15 protein-coding genes and 1 tRNA gene are annotated in these 17577 nt (G+C 72.0%); 6 read left to right on the top strand and 10 right to left on the bottom strand.

Annotated elements, in window-relative coordinates; genetic code table 11:
• Window positions 1-25: 25 nt before the first annotated feature.
• The gene (locus J0911_RS05535; protein ID WP_207274472.1) at window positions 26-1072 is read right to left on the bottom strand and encodes a DMT family transporter; all 1047 of its coding nucleotides are present in this window, start codon (window positions 1070-1072) and stop codon (window positions 26-28) included.
• Between the two features lie 98 nt (window positions 1073-1170).
• Between J0911_RS05535 and J0911_RS05540 the strand changes: the two genes are divergently transcribed.
• A complete protein-coding gene (locus J0911_RS05540; RefSeq protein ID WP_207274473.1) occupies window positions 1171-1788 on the top strand; it encodes a TetR/AcrR family transcriptional regulator in 618 nt (205 codons plus the stop codon).
• Between the two features lie 71 nt (window positions 1789-1859).
• On the opposite strand, the gene J0911_RS05545 is transcribed toward J0911_RS05540, so the two are convergent.
• Both J0911_RS05545 and J0911_RS05550 read right to left on the bottom strand, forming a co-directional pair.
• Complete coding sequence (locus J0911_RS05545; protein ID WP_207274474.1) at window positions 1860-3185, bottom strand: glycoside hydrolase domain-containing protein; 1326 nt, start codon at window positions 3183-3185, stop codon at window positions 1860-1862.
• Window positions 3186-3389: 204 nt separating this feature from the next.
• Window positions 3390-3466 (bottom strand) — tRNA-Met (locus J0911_RS05550).
• 109 nt (window positions 3467-3575) lie between these two features.
• Here J0911_RS05550 and J0911_RS05555 point away from each other — a divergent pair.
• Window positions 3576-4427 (top strand): nicotianamine synthase family protein, encoded by an 852-nt coding sequence (locus tag J0911_RS05555; protein WP_207274475.1) that lies wholly within the window; start codon window positions 3576-3578, stop codon window positions 4425-4427.
• A gap of 12 nt (window positions 4428-4439) precedes the next feature.
• On the opposite strand, the gene J0911_RS05560 is transcribed toward J0911_RS05555, so the two are convergent.
• Together J0911_RS05560 and J0911_RS05565 are read right to left on the bottom strand one after the other, a co-directional pair.
• Window positions 4440-7457: a UPF0182 family membrane protein gene (locus J0911_RS05560; RefSeq protein WP_207274476.1), complete on the bottom strand. Its 3018-nt coding sequence runs from the start codon at window positions 7455-7457 to the stop codon at window positions 4440-4442.
• An 82-nt stretch (window positions 7458-7539) separates the two neighbouring features.
• On the bottom strand, window positions 7540-8736 hold the full coding sequence (locus J0911_RS05565; protein ID WP_307864927.1) for a YlbL family protein: 1197 nt from the start codon (window positions 8734-8736) through the stop codon (window positions 7540-7542).
• Between the two features lie 196 nt (window positions 8737-8932).
• On the opposite strand from J0911_RS05565, the gene J0911_RS05570 reads away from it, so the two are divergent.
• On the top strand, window positions 8933-10312 hold the full coding sequence (locus tag J0911_RS05570; RefSeq protein ID WP_207274477.1) for a zinc-dependent metalloprotease: 1380 nt from the start codon (window positions 8933-8935) through the stop codon (window positions 10310-10312).
• A 58-nt stretch (window positions 10313-10370) separates the two neighbouring features.
• Here J0911_RS05570 and J0911_RS05575 read toward each other — a convergent pair whose 3' ends face one another.
• A complete protein-coding gene (locus J0911_RS05575; protein ID WP_207274478.1) occupies window positions 10371-10910 on the bottom strand; it encodes a YgjP-like metallopeptidase domain-containing protein in 540 nt (179 codons plus the stop codon).
• A gap of 174 nt (window positions 10911-11084) precedes the next feature.
• Here J0911_RS05575 and J0911_RS05580 point away from each other — a divergent pair, with 174 nt between their 5' ends.
• Window positions 11085-12149: a ThiF family adenylyltransferase gene (locus tag J0911_RS05580; protein ID WP_207274479.1), complete on the top strand. Its 1065-nt coding sequence runs from the start codon at window positions 11085-11087 to the stop codon at window positions 12147-12149.
• 10 nt (window positions 12150-12159) lie between these two features.
• Here the strand turns inward: J0911_RS05580 and J0911_RS05585 are convergent, their stop codons facing one another.
• From J0911_RS05585 to J0911_RS05595, 3 genes are all read right to left on the bottom strand, one after another.
• Window positions 12160-12546: a WhiB family transcriptional regulator gene (locus J0911_RS05585; RefSeq protein ID WP_307864928.1), complete on the bottom strand. Its 387-nt coding sequence runs from the start codon at window positions 12544-12546 to the stop codon at window positions 12160-12162.
• Window positions 12547-12713: 167 nt separating this feature from the next.
• Window positions 12714-12905: a hypothetical protein gene (locus tag J0911_RS05590; RefSeq protein ID WP_207274480.1), complete on the bottom strand. Its 192-nt coding sequence runs from the start codon at window positions 12903-12905 to the stop codon at window positions 12714-12716.
• Window positions 12906-13095: 190 nt separating this feature from the next.
• The gene (locus J0911_RS05595) at window positions 13096-15150 is read right to left on the bottom strand and encodes an ATP-dependent helicase (protein ID WP_207274481.1); all 2055 of its coding nucleotides are present in this window, start codon (window positions 15148-15150) and stop codon (window positions 13096-13098) included.
• Window positions 15151-15301: 151 nt separating this feature from the next.
• On the opposite strand from J0911_RS05595, the gene J0911_RS05600 reads away from it, so the two are divergent.
• Window positions 15302-15571, top strand: a complete 270-nt coding sequence (locus J0911_RS05600; protein ID WP_207274482.1) for a mycoredoxin — start codon at window positions 15302-15304, stop codon at window positions 15569-15571.
• Window positions 15572-15623: 52 nt separating this feature from the next.
• On the opposite strand, the gene nudC is transcribed toward J0911_RS05600, so the two are convergent.
• Window positions 15624-16523, bottom strand: coding sequence for an NAD(+) diphosphatase (gene nudC, locus J0911_RS05605; protein WP_207274483.1), 900 nt, complete (start codon window positions 16521-16523; stop codon window positions 15624-15626).
• An 86-nt stretch (window positions 16524-16609) separates the two neighbouring features.
• On the opposite strand from nudC, the gene J0911_RS05610 reads away from it, so the two are divergent.
• Window positions 16610-17527 carry a phosphotransferase gene (locus J0911_RS05610; protein ID WP_207274484.1) on the top strand — a complete coding sequence of 306 codons (918 nt, stop codon included), beginning with the start codon at window positions 16610-16612 and terminating at the stop codon, window positions 17525-17527.
• Window positions 17528-17577: the final 50 nt, after the last annotated feature.

Genomic DNA, 17577 nt, shown 5'->3' on the forward strand with positions numbered 1-17577 from the left:
CGGGCCGCGGTGCGTCCCGGCTCCCCTACGGCCCGGGACGCCGCTTCTCCGGCGCCAGGAGGCCGAGCTGGATCGCGTGTGCCGTGTCGACGGCTCGCGCGAAGGACCTCAGGGCGGCCGCGATGGACCTCAGCAGGTGCATCATCCGTTCTCCTTTCCTCGGTGAGGTACTCGTCGGAGCGCTCCGCATGCCCAGCACCGCCGCCAGCGCGACCGCGAAACCGGCGGCAGCCGCCCACGACAGGGCGTCGCCGAACATCAGCAGACCCCAGGCGGCGCTGACGGCGGGAGTGAGGTAGAGCCACGCGCTCACCGCGACGGCACCGGAGGTTCGCAGCACCCAGAGGTAGGCGCCGTACCCGCCGGCGAACGAGAGCACGACGAGCCAGACGACGGCCACCCAGAACGACGGCGCCGGCGGCGGCAGGGCGCGCCCCGAGGCCACGGCGAGCAGCCCGAAGGCCACGAGCGCGACGACACTCTGAACGGCGAGGGAGTCGAGCACGTCGTGGTCGGCGGCTGGCGGCCACCTCTCGGCAAGGAGGGTGGCCGCGGCGAGCGACAGCATGCCGGCGGCCGCCCAGCCGAGCGCCGACGGGCTCGTACCGACGCTCATGCCGGCGCCGTCGCCGCCCACCGCGAGCACCACCCCGGCGAAACCCGCGGTCAGGGCGAGCCACCGGCGCCGCCGGACGGATCGGGAGAGCCGGCTCGGCACGCCCCCGCGCCGCTTCCCGGCCGCGGGCAGAGCCGCGAGGACGACGGCGACCAGAGCGGGCTGAAGCGACGCGACCAGCGCCGTCGTACCGGCGGGCAGACCGGCGTCCGCCGCACGGAACACGCCGTACAGGTAGCCCGCCTGGCCCAGGGCACCGAGCACGGCCTCGCGCCGCAGGTACTTCCAGGAGTACCGCCGGCCGAGCACGGCGACGACCAGAACCATCGGCGGTGCCGCGACCGCGTACCGCCACAGGAGCGTGGTCTCGGCGGGCGCCGAGCGGGCGGCCAGGGTGGCACCGACGAAGCCGGAGCTCCACAGGACCACGAGCAGAGCGGGTGCGAGGCGAGCCATGCGGCGATATAACCACACCGGTCGGTATACTCGCAGTGCACCCACTCGCCGGAGGGTGGGACAGTCAGCACCGACGCACCACGCCGACAGGAGGCGACATGCCGCGTGTCACCGCACGCCCCCGCAGAGAACCCAACCCGGCCACGCCGGCCGGGGAGAAGGTGCTCGCCGTGGCCGCCGAGTTGTTCTACGCGAACGGGATTCGCGCCGTGGGGGTCGACCGCATCGCCGACGAGGCCGGGGTCACCAAGAAGACCCTCTACGACCGGTTCGGCTCGAAGGACGCCCTGGTGGCCGCCTATCTCCGCCGACGAGAGGCGATCTGGCGGAAGCATCTGCACGAGCGTCTGGAGGCATCGGGCACCACCGGACGCGAACGCCTCCTGACGGTGCTCGACATCGCGGCAGACTGGGCCGAGCGCAACCGGCGCGGATGCGCCTTCGTGAACGCGCACGCCGAGATCGGCGGGACGGACCATCCCGGGAACGCCGTGATCCGGGAGGACAAGGCGTACATGCTGCGGCTGTTCGTGGACCTGGCCGAGAAGACCCTGGGTGACGGCACCGGGCCGGTCGACGGCCGACAGGATCCGGCAACCATCGGCAGGCAGATCCACCTGATGTACGAGGGCGCGCTCACCGCGCACACCACCGGGGTCCAGCCCGAGGCGTTCCTCACGGCACGGGCGGCGGCGGCCGCGCTCCTGGCACGTTGAGTCCGGGCGGGCAGCCCCGCTGGTCGCCGTTCCGGATGCACGATGCCCGTCCCGCTCCCCGGGGCCGGCCGTCACCTGCAGCGCGGAACAGGCGCGCTCCAGGTCGTGTCGGAGCGGTTGGAGACGTAGTAGTCGCTGACCCAGCGTCCGTCACGCAGCTTGTTCCACACGGAGGTGGTGCCGACCCTGCTGCCCGACTTCTGGCACATCACGGAGGCCAGTGCGCCGCGGCTCAGCGGCCTGCCGGTCGTCGGGTAGGACACGCCGGGGCCGGTGCGGGCGTTGAGCGAACCCGTCGTCACCTGTCCGGGATAGACACATCGCGGCAGGCCAGGGCTGAACCCGGTGCTCGACGGGGTCGAGACGAAGTAGTCGCTGACCCAGGCGCCCGTGGCCAGCCGGTCCCACACCGTCGTCGTGCCGACCCTCTGCCCCGTGGCCTGGCACACGACCCGTAGCGAGGCGCCCGGCTCGTAGGTGCGCACGACGGACGTCGTCGTCGACGGGCCGGTGCGGGCCCTGAGCGCCGCCGAGCCGGTGACCGAGTGGCGCCACGCGACGCTCGCCACGGGTGCCCTGATGACGTCGGAGTCGATGTTGATCGTCACCCCGCCCCAGGTCTCGTGGTGGTCGCCCTCGTACTGCTTGGCACGCTGGAACGCGGACCACTGCGCGTTCGGCGCGGTGGGCCAGCCGGTCAGCGACGGCGAACCGTCCCAGCGAGCCATCCACACCGCGTCGGGCCGGGCGTACGTGGCCGAGTCGTACGAGTCCGAGAGATCCCGCAGCCCGGAGTTCTGGTGCACGTACACGCCCGCCAGGTAGCCCGCCGCGTGGAGCTTCTTCGTCCAGGCGGAGACGTACCGGCGCACCGCGGTGCGGCAGGCGGCGTCACCACGGTCGTAGTGCTCGACGTCGGCGTACAGCGCGCTTCCCGGCAGGAGGCCCAGCGCCTCTGCCCGCGCGACCGCGTCGGTGGCATCCGCCGTTCCACGCGAGGTCGCGGTGCTCGCACCGTACCGGTGCTCCTTGGTGCCGAACATGCAGTACGGCTGATGGCCGAAGTAGGTCGGCAGGATCCTCCAGCCGGACGCGTTGGCGTCGCGCACCCACGCCTTCGTCAGCTCGGGCTGCCGGCAGCCCCGGTTGTCGCCCCCGAAGTAGATGTTCACCGCCGTGTACGGCGACGTTCCCCGCCATGCCCGCAGCGCCGCGAGGGACGGGGCGGTACACGTGTCGAACCCGAGACGGTCCGCCCGTGTCACGGTCGATCCGGGAGGGTAGGACACCGGGGTCTCCGGTTCGGCGGCCGCCGGCCCGACCAGCCCGACGAGAAGAAGTGACAGGGCGCCGCCGAGGACCACCAGCCGCCGGATGACCTCACGCTCAGGGACCATCACGCACCTCCGGGTCACGCGTCCCGACTCCACGAGGTGCTGTCCGCCGCGCCGACGCCGCACCGTCAGAGCCCATGGTCCCGCGGTTTCCGCCCTGGCGCGCCCGGTGAGGACACGCCGACGCGGCCTGGCCCGGTCCCCGGACCGCCAGTTCCGGAGATAACAGAGGCCCTCATCAGCATTTCTGCTGATGAGGGCCTCATCTGGTAGCGGGGGGAGGATTTGAACCTCCGACCTCTGGGTTATGAGCCCAGCGAGCTACCGAGCTGCTCCACCCCGCGTCGGTGATCCCTACATTACGCGACGACAGACCCGGACGCAAACCCGATCGGGCGCTGGAGACGCAGGTCACACGTGTTCGAACCGTTACGACGTGCCAAGCTCCTGCCCATGCCCTCCTGGGACGACAGCCGTGACCTGCTCTACCGTCCGCTCTCCGACCCTGCCGACGCCGTCGTCGCACGGCTCGTCCGGCTCGCCGACGAACTCGCCGCCCTCGACTCCCTCGTACCCGGTCCCGTCGTGAACCGCCTGTTCTCCGCCGTGGTCCGGACCGTCACCACCACGCTCGGTCCGGTCGCGCACCAGGTCCGTGCCCACCCCGAGGTCTGCGCACGTGTCGACCGGCTCCGCGACCTGAGCGCCCGCGGGGAGTGCGCGCTCGAGACCCACTGGTCCGGCCGGGTCGCCTCCGCCGCCGACCCGGCCGCCGAGCTCGGCCACTTCCCGTATCGCGACAACTACCGTGACCTCGTCGCCATGGAGCTGCGCCTGCTGCGACGGCACCTGGCCCACCGGGCGCCACGCTCCGTCGTCGTCCTCGGGTGCGGCCCGCTGCCCCTGACCGCCACCGGGTACGCGCACGGGCTCGGCGTACGGGCGGTCGGCGTCGAGCGCGATCCCGCCGCCGTCGTCGCCGCTCGCCGGTTCCTCGAGGCAACGGGCGAACCGCTGACGACCGTCGTGCACGACGACGCGGCCACGTTCCCGTTGGCCGGGCACGACGTCGTCGTCCTCGCGGCACTCGTGGGTGCGACGCCGGCCGCGAAGTCGGCGATGCTGCGGTCGCTCGCCGAGCGGATGCGACCGGGTGCGCTCCTGCTGGCGCGCAGCGCGCGCGGCCTGCGCGCGCTTCTCTACCCGGAGATCGACCCGGGCACGATGACCGGGTTCGACGTCCTCGCCGTGAAACACCCGGCGGGCGACGTCATCAACTCGATGATCGTCGCCCGCCGGGTGTGACCGGAGCCTGCTCTACTCGGCAGCCGCCTGCTCCGCGGCGAGCGCGTCCTCGATGGCCTGCTGGAGGTCCTCCTGCGCCTCGCCGTAGGCCGTCCAGTCACCGTCACGCTGCGCCTGCTCGGCGGCCTCCATCGCGTCGGCCGCGCGCTGCAGCGCCTCCTCGAGGTCCCCGGTCGGTGCCGCGGGCTCCTCACCCGTGTCCGCCGTGGGCTCCGCGTCGGGCTCCTCGGTCGCGGGATCCTCGGGGATCTCGGGCTCCTCACCGTCGACGGGTGCCTCCGGCGCCTCGCCCTCGGTCGATCCCTCGGCGTCGCCCGCCTCGGCGCCGGCGTCACCGCCGAAGACCTGGTCGAGCGCCTCGGTGAGGGTGTCGGCGTAACCGACCTCGTCCCCGAACGCCACCATCACCTTGTGCAGCAGCGGGATGCTCGTGCCCTCGGCGGACTGGATGTACACCGGCTGCACGTACACGAGACCGCCACCCACCGGGAGCGTGAGCTGGTTGCCGAGCAGCACCGTCGACCGGCCCTGCTCCAGGATGCGCAACTGCTCACCGGCCACCGGGTCGGAGTTGAAGATGTTCTGCACCTGTCCCGGGCCCGGCACCGTGGTGTCCCGCGGTAGCTCGAGGAGGCGCAGTGTGCCGTAATCCTCGTCCTTCTGGCCCGCCGTCGACCCCGCGTCCGCATCCGCCGCCAGAAAGCCGGTCAGGATCTGCCGCGGCGTGTTACCGCCCGGGATGAACGTCGACGTCAGCGAGAACGCCGACTCCTCCTGCCCGGGCATCTGCAGCGTGAGGTAGTACGGCGGCTGCAGCGGGCTCACCGTGGCGTCCGACGTCGGGTCCTCCGGGTTGTTCCAGAAGTCGTTGCCCGAGAAGAAGTCGCTCGCGTCGGTGACGTGGTACTCGGTGAGCAGGCTGCGCTGCACCTTGAACATGTCCTCCGGGTAGCGCACGTGGCTCATCAGCTCGCCCGAGATCTCCTCGAGCGGCTTCACCGATCCCGGGAACACGTTCTCCCAGGTCTGGAGCACCGGGTCCTCGGGCTCCCACGCGTACAGGTCCACCGAGCCGTCGTAGGCGTCGACCGTGGCCTTGACCGAGTTGCGAATGTAGTTCACCTCGGCCGGCAGGTTCACGGGCGCCCCCTCCTGCTGCAGGGTGAGCGTGTCCGTGGTGGCCTCCTGCATCTGCATGTAGGCCGAGTACGGGTACTGGTTCGTCGTCGTGTAGGCGTCGACGATCCACTTCACGCGCCCGTCGACGACGGCCGGGTAGACCCGGTTGTCGAGCGTCAGCCACGGGGCCACCTTCGCCACACGCTGCTGCGGGTCGCGGTCGTACAGGATCTGCGACTCCTCGGTCACACGGTCCGAGAGCAGCAGCTGCTCCTCCCCGAACTTCAGCGCGTAGAGCAACTTGCTGCCGAACGAGCCGATGCTCGGACCGCCGTCGCCCTCGAACGTCGTCTTGACCTGGTCCCCGCCGTCGGCGTCGTCGGCCGGGTAGTCGAGTTCCCACGGCTCGCGGCCGTCGTCCGGCTTGCCCACCACCGAGTAGTTCACGGTGGACGGCGAGAAGTAGATGCGCGGCTCGTAGTCACCCTCGAGCTCGGTGATCGCGCCCTCCGACGGGATCCCGCCCTCGAAGAACGCCGGCTGACCGCCCGGGCCGAGCTGGTTGCCGTAGGCGGCCACCACGCCGTAGCCGTGCGTGTACACGGTGTGGTCGTTCACCCAGTTGCGCTGGTCGCTGCCGAGACCGTCCTGGTTGAGCTCCCGCACGGCGATGACGGTGTCGCGGCTCTCCCCGTCGATCTCGTACCGGTCCACGGACAGCGAGTCGCTGAAGTTGTAGTACTGCTTGTTCTGCTGCAGCTGCCGGAACGACGGCGACACGATCTCCGGGTCGAGCAGGCGGATCGACGCGGTCGTGTCGGCGTCCTCGCGGAGCGCGCCCTCCTCGGCCTCGGTCGTCGCGTTGTAGTTCTGCGTCTCGATGTCCTTGATGTCGAACGCGGCGAGCGTCGCGTCGATGTTGCGCTGGATGTACGGCTGCTCCAGCTCCTGCGCGTTCGGGGTGACCTGGAACCGCTGCACGACGGCCGGGTAGATACCGCCGATCACGATCGCGGACACCACCATGAGGCCGACGCCGATCGCCGGCAGCTGCCAGTTACCGCGGAACGCGGCCGCCAGGAACAGGACCGCGACCAGCAGGGCCACGACCGCGAGGATCCCCTTGGCCGGGATCACGGCATGGATGTCGGAGTAGGACGCGCCGTCGAAGCGGTCGCCCGCGCTCGCGAGGATCGAGTAGCGGTCGAGCCAGTAGTTCGCGGCGAACAGCAGCATGAGCACCGTGCCGATGACGGCGATGTGGATGCGTGCGGCCTTCGTCGTGCGCGGGATGTTGCCCTGCGCCGGCCCCACACGCAGGCCGCCGTACAGGTAGTGGGTCACGACACCTGCGATGCCGGAGATGATGACCACGGCCATGAGGAAGCCGACGATGCTGCGCAGCGCCGGGAGCAGGAACACGAAGAACGAGATGTCCATCCCGAACTCCGGGTCGGTCTCGCCGAACGGCTCGGCGTTCATGGCCATCAGGACGGTCTGCCACTGGGCCGACGCCGCGATACCGGCGAAGAAACCGACCAGCACCGGGGCCGCGAACGTCACGACCTTGCGCAGAGGCTCGATCGCCTCGCGGTACTGCTCGAGCGTCGCCTGCTCGGCGCTGGGGACGTACATCGGGCGCGACCGGTACGCGACGGCGAACGACGCGAACACTGCGCCGCCCATCACGAGGAACCCGAGCGCGAACAGGACACCACGGGTGATCCACTCGGTCCAGATCACCCGGGAGAACCCGATCTGGTCGAACCAGAGGATCTCGGTCCAGAACTGGGCCATCAACAGGAGGGCGACCACCACGACAGCGACCGCGACGATCGCCGCCCCAAGCGGACTCCGTCGGCGAGCGGGGGGAGCGCCACCCTGCCGGGGACGCGGTACGGCGAAGGACACGGCGTTGTTACCTCACTGCTCTCGTCGGACTGTCGGTACCTACCCAGGGGCAACGGGCGAGGCGATCACAAGGTTCCCACATCTACGACGACGCCGGGCAGGTGGGGAGACTCTCGCCGTCACCGGCACCGATCCTCTCCATCGCCTCGCGGGCGTCGCGCAGGGTCTCGACCCGGACCACGCGGAGCCCGTCGGGTTCGTTGCCCACCACCTCCGGGCAGTTGGCCGCGGGTGCGAGGAACCAGGTGGCGCCGTCGCGCACCGCCCCGTACAGCTTCTGCTCGATGCCGCCGATCGGCCCGACGACCCCCTCCGGGCTCATCGTTCCCGTCCCGGCGATGACCTCTCCGTCCGCCTCGTCCTCGGCGGTGAGCTTGTCGATGATGCCGAGCGCGAACATCATCCCGGCACTCGGACCGCCGATGTCCTCGATCTGGATCGACACCTCGACGGGGAAGTCGTAACGGGGATCGATGTAGACGCCCATCACGGCACGGTCCTCGCCCTCGGCGCCGCCCGTGGTGATCGTCAGATCCCGCGTCTCGCCGTCGCGCCGTACGCCCAGGACGACGTCCGAGCCGGGCTCCGTCTGCGCGAGGCCGTCGATGAGCTCGGCGTACGTGTCCACCGGAGCACCCTGGAAGGAGACGATCACGTCGCCCTCGGCCACGACGCCCTCCGCCCCCGTGCCGGGCTCGGCCCCCGCCACCTCCAGGGTGGCCGGCACGTCCTCACCGAGCTCCGTGAGGGCCGCCGCGGTGGCCGACTCCTGGGAGCTGACCATCTCCGCCTGGCTCACCTCCTGCTGCTCCTCGGCGCTCGTCTCCTCGGGGAAGATCGCCTCGACCGGGACCACCGAACGCGTGGGGTCCAGCCATGCCTGCACGACCTGCCCGGCGCTCACCGGGTAGCCCGGCCCACCGGAGACGGAGACCGTCGTGAGCCGCAGTTCCCCCGTCGACTCGTACGTGCGCGTGCCGTCGATCTCGATGAGCGGTGTCTCGTCCTGTTCGCCCAGCGTGTTCTCGGTGGGGCCCGGCGCACGCACCGCGTACGGAGCGGGCAGCACCAGGGCGACGGCGGCCAGCGCCGCGGTCAGCAGCAGGGTGACACCCAGCGTGACGGTACGGCGGGTGACGGGTGGTGCGTCCGGGTACCCGACGACGTGCCGGGAGGCCTCCCCGTCCGCGGCGGGGCCGCCGGAAGAGGTCGCTGAGCCGGCGCCGGACATGGACGCCCGCCCGGACGGCGTGGGGTTCTCGAGGTCGCTCGACGTCACCGCTTCATCATCCCTCATCCGCCTGGAGGATCCCTGCGAGCCGGCCCCGTCCGTGTGCTTGTGCGCCGAGAGCGAAGTCGGGAACCCGCTCCGTGGTCCCCGGAGTTGGCCACACGTGGATACGGTGGCCACCGGGGACGTCCCCAGCGGCCCCAGGGAGGCCCGCGGGCGTCCCGCCGAACGAACGAGGAGCGACATGACCGACAACCCCAGCCGCGGCGACCAGCCGTGGGAGGAAATGCTCCGTTCCATGCTCGGTGACGGTGCCGACGAGGTGCTCGCCGAGATGCGGGCGCGCGGCTTCGACCCCTCGACGATGTCCGGTGCCCAGGACCCGATGATGATGCAGTTCGCGCTCTCGCAGGTGCAGCGGATGCTGGCCGAGCCCGGGACGGGACCGGTGAACTCCGACGTCGCGCACGACGTGGCGCGCCAGGTCGCCGTCGCCGAGGGCGACCCCTCGCTCACCGGTAGCCAGGCCAAGGCCGCCACCGACGCCCTGTCCGTCGCGGAGCTGTGGCTGGACGCCGTCACCGACCTGCCGCCGTCGGTGGGGACGGCGCGTGCGTGGTCCCGTTCGGAGTGGGTCGAGGCGACGCTACCCGCCTGGAACAAGCTTGCCGCACCCGTCGCGGCGTCGGTCGCCGACGCCCTCGCCACGGTGCTCGCCGACCAGCTCCCGGACGGCGTGGACGACGGCGTGGCGATGCCCGGCATGCCGGCCGGCGCCCTGGCGGGCCTGGGCATGGACCCCGCACAGATGATGCGCCGGCTGGGTTCCGCCGTCTTCGGGATGCAGGTCGGCCAGGCAGCCGGGACGTTGTCGCGAGAGGTGTTCGGCGCCACGGACATCGGCCTGCCGCTGCTCGACGACACGCACACCGTGCTCCTGCCCACCAACGTCGAGAAGTTCGCCGAGGGCCTCGACGCCCCGCCGGACGAGGTGCGGCACTTCCTCGCCCTGCGGGAAGCGGCGCACACCCGCCTGTTCACGCACGTCACATGGCTGCGGGGGCACCTGCTGGGGATCGTGGAGCAGTACGCCCGCGGCATCACCATCGACCTGGACGTGCTCGAGTCCCAGGTGCGCGACATCGACATGTCGGACCCGAACGCGCTGCGCGGCGCGCTCTCCGGCGGTGTGTTCGGCCTGCAGAACACCGACGAGCAGAAGGCGGTACTGCTCCGGCTGGAGACCACGCTCGCGCTGGTGGAGGGCTGGGTCGACGAGGTCGCGGCGGCCGCGGCGCTTCCGCATCTGCCGCACTCCGTGGCACTGCGGGAGATGATCCGCCGGCGTCGTGCCGCCGGCGGCCCCGCCGAGCACACCTTCGCCACGCTCGTCGGGCTGGAGCTCCGGCCACGCCGCTCGCGCGACGCCGCCCGCCTCTTCACCGTCCTGACGAACGACGGCGGCCAGGCGGCGCGCGACAGCGTGTGGGACCACCCCGACCTGCTCCCGGTCACCGAGGACCTGGACGACCCGGCGGGCTACCCGGCCCGGCGGGCGTCCACTGCCGAGGAGCACGCGGATGTCGACGCCGCGCTGCGGGAGATTCTCGGCGACGAGAGCTGAGGCGCGGCCGCCGCACACCTGCCACGCACCCCCGCGCGGCGTCACGGCCTCACGGCCGTCAGTCCTCCTCGTCGGAGGTGGGGGACGCCACGTCGTCCTGCGCGAACGACGCCCCCTCCAGGAAGCCGCGGGCCCGCTCGGTCTTCGGGTACGCCTCGAGGATCTTCCAGAAGTTGGGGCCGTGGCCCGCATGCAACAGGTGGGCCAGCTCGTGCAGGAGCACGTAGTCGAGCACCCAGCCGGGCATGCCCTGCACGCGGGTCGAGATCCTTATCGATCCGTCCAGCAGCGTGCAGGAACCCCATCGCCGTCCCTGGTTCGACGCCCAGCGGACGCTCGACGGCGTGGCGCGCCCCTCGAGGTACTTCGCGGAGAGGAACTCCGCCCGCGACAGGAGTTCGTCGTCGGACGGCTTGCGGCGGCGTTCCTTGTCCTCGAGCCGGGCGAGCATCTTGGCCACCCACTCCCGTTCCTGAGCCCGCGAGAAGCGCGCCGGAATCGCGACGATGGTTCGGTCACCGTCGCGATACGCGCTCACCGTGGCGGTACGACGGCGGCTCCGGCGCACCTCCACGGACGTCGGATCGTCGTGGGCCACACCAAGACGGTAGCGGTTATCGGCGTTGACGGGTCAAGAACACGCCCTGCAACGGGAAAGTCAGATTGCGGTCCGAGGTCCGGGAACCCGTGGGTCCTGTGGACAGGCGGCGGAGTGCCGCACGTCCTGGCACGGTGAAGTCCCGTCCCCGCGCACCGCCCCAGGAGTACGCCCATGAGCACGTCCCGCACCGGCCGGCCCGCGTCGCTCCCGTCCCCGCGTGCCGCTCTGCGCCTGCGCCCGGGTACACCGGTGGTCATGCGTTCGGACGGCGCGGTGCAGTGCGGTGCCGACCCGCGCTGGGCGCTGGTGCTCGACGGGCTCTCCCCGGCCGAGACCTCGTGGCTGCGCGACCTGTCGGATCGCCGGCACGTGACGCCCGAGCAGTCCGCGACCCGTCGCGGCGTCGCCCCGGCCCGGCGGGAACTCATTCTCGACGTGCTCGCCCGAGCGGGAATGCTCGTGCCGCCCGCGCCGGCCCGGCGGACCTCCCTCGCGCCGGGCGAAGCGGCGGCCGACGCCCGGGTCCTCGGCACGCTGCGGACGGACGGGGCAGGCCTCGCGACCCTCGCCGGCCGGGGTGCCGCCACGGTCGCACTGGCCGGGCTCGGCCGCATCGGCGCGGCGATCGCTCTCCTGGTCGCCGCGGCGGGCGTCGGCCGCCTCGTCCTGCACGACCCGCAACCCGTGCAGACGACCGACGTGGGGCTCGGCGCCTACGGCGAGCAGGACGTGGGTGACCCCCGGGACGTCGCTCTCGCGCGGCTGCTGAACCGGCGGTCGCCGCCGCCGGACATCCAGGTGAACGGTGACGCCGAGCCCGACGTCGCCGTCGTGGTGGAGTCCCGCGCGGCGCTGCCTGCCCGTTTCACCCGCCTGATGAGCGCCGCCGTGCCGCACCTGTCCGTCGTCGCACGCGAGGCGGACGTCGCCGTCGGGCCGCTCGTGCGGCCGGGCCGCAGCGCCTGCGTCGCCTGCCTGGACGCGGAGCGCGCCGATCAGGACCGGGACTGGCCCCTGGTCGCGGCCCAGTTGCGGCAGGGGCCGGAGCAGCTGCAGGAGTCCTCGCTCACGGCCTTGGCAGCGGCGACGGCCGCCGGCCAGGTGCTCGCCCAGCTGGACGGGCACCGGCCGACGGCCGTCGGCACCTGCCTGGAGATCGCGCTGCCGGACTGCCTGCCTCGCGTCCGGAAGCTCGATCCGCACCCACGGTGCGGGTGTCTCGCCATCGCCCCCTGACCCGTGCGGATCACGCGGCCGCCGGAGTCCCGGCGGCCGCGGTCTCCGACTTCCGGGGCCGGCCGCGGCCGCGCTTGCGCGCCACGACGGTGCCGTCGACGAAGACCTCACCGCCCCAGACGCCCCACGGCTCGCGCCGCTCGAGGGCGCCTGCCAGGCAGCCGTCGATCAGCGGGCACTCGCGGCAGAGCGTCTTGGCGCGCTCCACCTCGGCGGAGTGCTCGGCGAACCAGAGCTCGGGGTCGTTGGTACGGCACGGGAGCAGCGAGTCCATGATCCGGTTGAACTCGCGGGCATCAGAGCCGCTCGTGGCAGCACTGGCGGGGATGCCGGTCGAAGGGTTCCAGGGGCCGGATCCGCCCTGGGGGAGGGTGTCAAGGAGCGCAGTGAGGCGCACGGTTGTCTCCTGTGATCCTGTTACGTGAACGTCATCGGTGAACGTCGGGTGATGCAGGACCCAGGTCTGGCGTTCCTCCAGCCGGCCGGATGAGGCCGGAATCTGCCTGGAAAAACCTCAGGCCGCGGGTCCCGGGTGGACTCCGCGGCCTGAATGCGCCGGTCGATCTAGACCGGATGCACTCCTGGAACGGAGTCGGGGGCGAGGGTGGCGTTCGGGAAGCCTCCGCCTTCGCCGCGCAGACGCGGCGTGTGGACAGAGATATCCGCGCGCGCAGAGACGGGCCGGTTCGCGTACGACGGCACACCCGTGCCACACAGCGAATCCGTCCACGTCTGGACCTGCTTCATGATCTCCATCAGGCTTCCCACCTCCTCGCGCACTCGGGGCTCGGCCTTCTCGGCTCCGCCCGCTCTTTCAAGGACAACATGCACACTATGACGCCCGCCTCGCGGACTCCAACTCTTTTTCCAACTTTTTTTGCTGACAGTTTCCCGGGATTCGTCAACCGCCGGTGAAAGCGCTGTCCGGCTGAGGGCCCAGGGCTGGTCACCCGCCCGGTGCGCTGCGCACGATCGCCAGGATCGTCGGTCCGTAGCGGTCGATCTTCCCCGGCCCGACCCCGTTGACGCGCGCGAGCTCGGCCACCGACCCGGGGCGCGCCTCGGCGATCTCGGCGAGGCTCGCGTCGGTGAGGATCGTGTAGGCGGGCTTGTCCACCTCCTGGGCCACCTCCACGCGCCACTCACGCAGCGCGTCGAACAGGGCGACGTCGTCCGCACGGGTCAGCAGCGTCCGCGCCTTCCCCTGGCCGCCACGTGTCCGGCGCGGTCCGCGCGACTCCTCCGGCCAGATGCCGTCCAGGAAGCGTGTGCGCTTCCTCGTGGCCCGCCCCCCGGGGTTGCGACTGCGCGCGAACGACACCTCCAGCCGCTCCCGCGCACGTGTGATCCCCACGTAGAGCAGACGGCGTTCCTCGTGCACGGCCTCGTCCGTCTCCGCCAGCGAGATCGGCATGAGCCCCTCGCTCATGCCGGCGAGGAACACCGCGTCCCACTCGAGCCCCTTCGCAGCGTGCAGCGACGCCAGCGTCACACCCTCGACCGTCGGCGCGTGCTGCGCCTTCGCCCGTTCGGTGAGCTCGTCCACGAGCGTGCCGATGGTGGCGGGCGCCTCCGCGCTCGCCGCCGCGGCCAGATCGTCCGCGAGCGCCACGAGCGCCTGCATCGAGTCCCAGCGTTCCCGGGCCGCGCCTCGGGCGGCGGGTGGCTCGGCCGCCCATCCGGCGGCGGCGAGGACGTCCCGCACCTGCGCGGGCATCGGCTGCCCGGGGTCGGCGGAACGTGCGGCGCCGCGGAGCAGGACGATGGCGTCGCGCACCTCCTTGCGCTGGAAGAAGCGTTCGCCCCCGCGCACGAGGTACCCGACGCCGGCGTCGGCGAAGGCGGCCTCGAAAGCTTCCGACTGGGCGTTGGTGCGGTACAGGACGGCGATCTCGCTCGCGGGGACGCCGGAATCGATGAGGCGGGCGGCCCGGGTGGCGATGGCCGCGGCCTCCGCCTCGTCGTCGTCGTGGGCGGTGAACGTGACGGGAGGTCCGGGCTCGCGCTGCGCGACGAGTTCGAGCGCCTGCGCGGCCCCGTGCCCGGCACGGCGCAGGAGGTCGTTGGCGAGCCCGACGACCTGCGGCGTCGAGCGGTAGTCGCGGACGAGCCGGACCTCTGCGGCGTTCCGGAAGCGGCGCCGGAAGTCGAGGAGGTACCGGGGGGTGGCGCCGGTGAAGGAATAGATCGTCTGGGACGGGTCGCCGACGACACACAGCTCCTCGCGGCCGCCGAGCCACTGGTCGAGCAGGAACTGCTGCAGGGGCGAGACGTCCTGGTACTCGTCGACGACGAAGTGCCGGTACTGGCCGCGCACCTCATCGGCGATCGCCCGATGACTGTTCAGCATGTCGGAGAGCATGAGCAGGACGTCCTCGAAGTCGATGGCGTCGCGCTCGGTCTTCACCTCCTCGTACATGGTGATGAGGCGGGCGATCGTCTGGTGGTCGTAGCCGGACGGTGCGTCGCGGCCGCGAGCGGCGGCGACGCGCTCGTAGTCGTCGGCGGTGACGAGGCTGACCTTGGACCACTCGACCTCGGAGGACAGGTCGCGGACGGCGACCCGGTCGACCGAGAGCCCCAGGCGGCGCGCGGACTCGGCGACGAACTGCGCCTTGTGCTCGACCAGCCGCGGGGGCGCTCCCCCGACGACGCGTGGCCAGAAGTAGGCCAGCTGACGCAGGGCGGCGGCGTGGAAGGTCCGTGCCTGCACGCCGAGCACCCCCAGGCCGCGAAGCCGGGTGCGCATCTCTCCGGCGGCGCGGGCGGTGAAGGTGACGGCCAGGACGCTGTTCGGCTTGTAGACGCCGGTGCGTACGCCGTAGGCGATGCGGTGGGTGATGGCGCGGGTCTTCCCGGTACCGGCTCCGGCGAGCACGCACACCGGACCTCGGAGGGCCAGGGCCACGTCCCGCTGCTCGGGATCGAGCGCGTCGAGGATCGCGTCGGGATGGACCGGGCCGGTGGCGGAGTTGGAGAGTGCAGGCGCGTGCGTCACCATGGCGGAGATTCTGTCAGGCGACACCGACATCGACGAGGGACGCGGTACGGGGCACGGCATGAGAAGTGCGCCGGCGCGGGGTCCGGGAGGATACCCACGACCGCGACGATCGACGCGAGATCGCCTCGCGCACGCTGGAGGAGACGAAGAGATGACCGAGACCACCACGCCGGTCCCCGCCCCGGGGACCGTCCTCATGTACTCGACCGCATGGTGCGGGTACTGCCGGCGGCTGCGGACGCAGCTCGACTCCGAGGGCATCGGCTACGAGGTGATCGACATCGAGGAGCGGCCGGAGACGGCCGCGTTCGTCGAGCAGGTCAACGGCGGCAACCGCACCGTTCCGACCGTGGTCTACCCGAGTGGCGCGGCGGCCACGAACCCGTCGTTGGCAGAGGTCAAGGCGGCACTCGCGAACTGAGAGCCGGTGGCCGTGCCGTCTGGCGGGTGCGGGCCGCCACCCGGTCGGCCGGTCAGTCGCCGATCCGGCCGCCGAACCATTCCTCGATCAGGGATCGCGCGATGGAGGCGCGGCCGGAGAGACGAAGGCTGCCGTCCGCACGAGCGGCCGACAGTTCCTCCCGGGTGAACCAGCGCAGTTCGCTCACCTCGTCCCCGTCGGGACGCAGCTCGGTGGTCTCGGCATGTGCCCGGAAGCCGAGCATGAGCGACGCCGGCATCGGCCACGGCTGGCTCGCCCGGTACTCGATGCGGGCGACGGCCACGCCCGCCTCCTCCATCGCCTCCCGGGCCACCGCGTACTCGGCGCTCTCGCCCGGCTCCACGAAGCCGGCCAGGACCGACATGCTGCCGGGAGGCCAGGACGGACCGCGGCCGAGCAGCAACCGGTCGTCGTCGTCCACGATCGACATGATGACGGCAGGGTCGGTGCGCGGGTAGTGCTCCAGGTCGTCGCCCGCGCACCGGCGGACCCAGCCGGCGGCGGCGACCTGGGTGGGCTCGCCGCACCGCGGACAGCGAGCCGCCCGGTCGTGCCAGTTGGCGAGCGCGACGGCCTCGACGGCGAGGCCCGTGGCCAGCGGGTCGCCGGAGTCGGCGAGATCTCGTGGGGTGATCCACGCCAGGCCCGCGGGCAGTGCCGCCGGCTCGCCGTCGGCCACGCCGGGTACCGGCCGCGCCAGGTACGCCACGTCGTCCGCCTCGCCGAGGAAGTAGTGCTCGCTCCCCTGGCCGACGACGGCCTCGTGCGCCGGGAGCAGCGCAGGGGTGTGGCCGGCCGCCGCAACCCGTCCGGAACTGACGAGCAGCACCCGGGTCTCCCGCACGGCGAGCAGGTCGTCGACCAGGCCGGGCTTGCTGCGCCGGTGCGCGGCACGATCGTGGGCGACGTGCGCGAGGGGTAGATCCAGCATGGACCGACCGTATCGGGCGACACCGCGGGACGCCCCGTCCGGCGCGGGTGGCACACCGGAGGCGCCGGGCGCAATACCGTAAGGGGGTGCCACGTACTCCCCTTGCGCTCGCCGCCCTGTCCACGGCGGCCGTCCCCGGTCTGGAGGCCGCGTCGGTCCGGACCGACACCATGCCCGGCGACTACGACACCGCGATCGTGACCAGCCAGGACGACCAGGAATGGGTGGTCCGTGCGCCACGGAGCACCGTCGCGGGTGCCGCGCTCGAGGCCGAGATGGAACTGCTCGAGTCACTGAAGCTGTACGTGGACACGGGCGTCCTGCCGTTCGTCGTGCCGCAGATCGCCGGCTACGCGCTGCTGCCCGAGGGTGGACGCGCGGTGGTGCACCGGAGGATCGTCGGCGAGTGGCTCGACGTCGAGACGCTCGCCCCGGGTCCCGGACTGGCCGCCGACCTCGGCCGCGCGATCGGCGCGATCCACGAGCTGCCCGCCTCGGTGGTGGAAGGGTGCGGGCTGCCGAGCTACGCGGCGGCCGACTACCGCGACCGCCGCATGTCGGAGATCGACGAGGCGGCGAAGACCGGGCGTATCCCACCGAACCTGCTGCACCGCTGGGAGGCGGCGCTGGAGGACGTGTCACTGTGGAAGTTCCAGCCGGTGGTGGTGCACGGAGATCTGGCGGCCGATCAGATGCTCGTGGATCGCGGCCGGGTCGTGGCGATCTCCGGCTGGTCCGAGGCGAAGGTCGCCGACCCGGCTGACGACCTCGCCTGGCTGCTGGTGGCGGCACCCGTCGAGGCCGCGGACTCGATCATGGAGGCCTACCAGCTGCGCCGCACCGAGCTGAGCGACCCGCGGCTGCAGGACCGTGCGCTGCTGGTGGGTGAACTCGCGCTGGCGCGCTGGCTGCTGCACGGCGTCCGGCACAAGCTTCCCGAGGTGATCCAGGACGCCACGGCGATGCTCCACGACCTCGACGAGGCGACCCGTGAGGAGGGGTGAGCCGGTGAGGAGGGGCGAGCCGGCCGGGCCGGTTCCGGCGGGCCGTCTCG

It is taken from the genome of Myceligenerans salitolerans (assembly GCF_017349295.1).
GTDB lineage: Bacteria > Actinomycetota > Actinomycetes > Actinomycetales > Cellulomonadaceae > Myceligenerans > Myceligenerans salitolerans.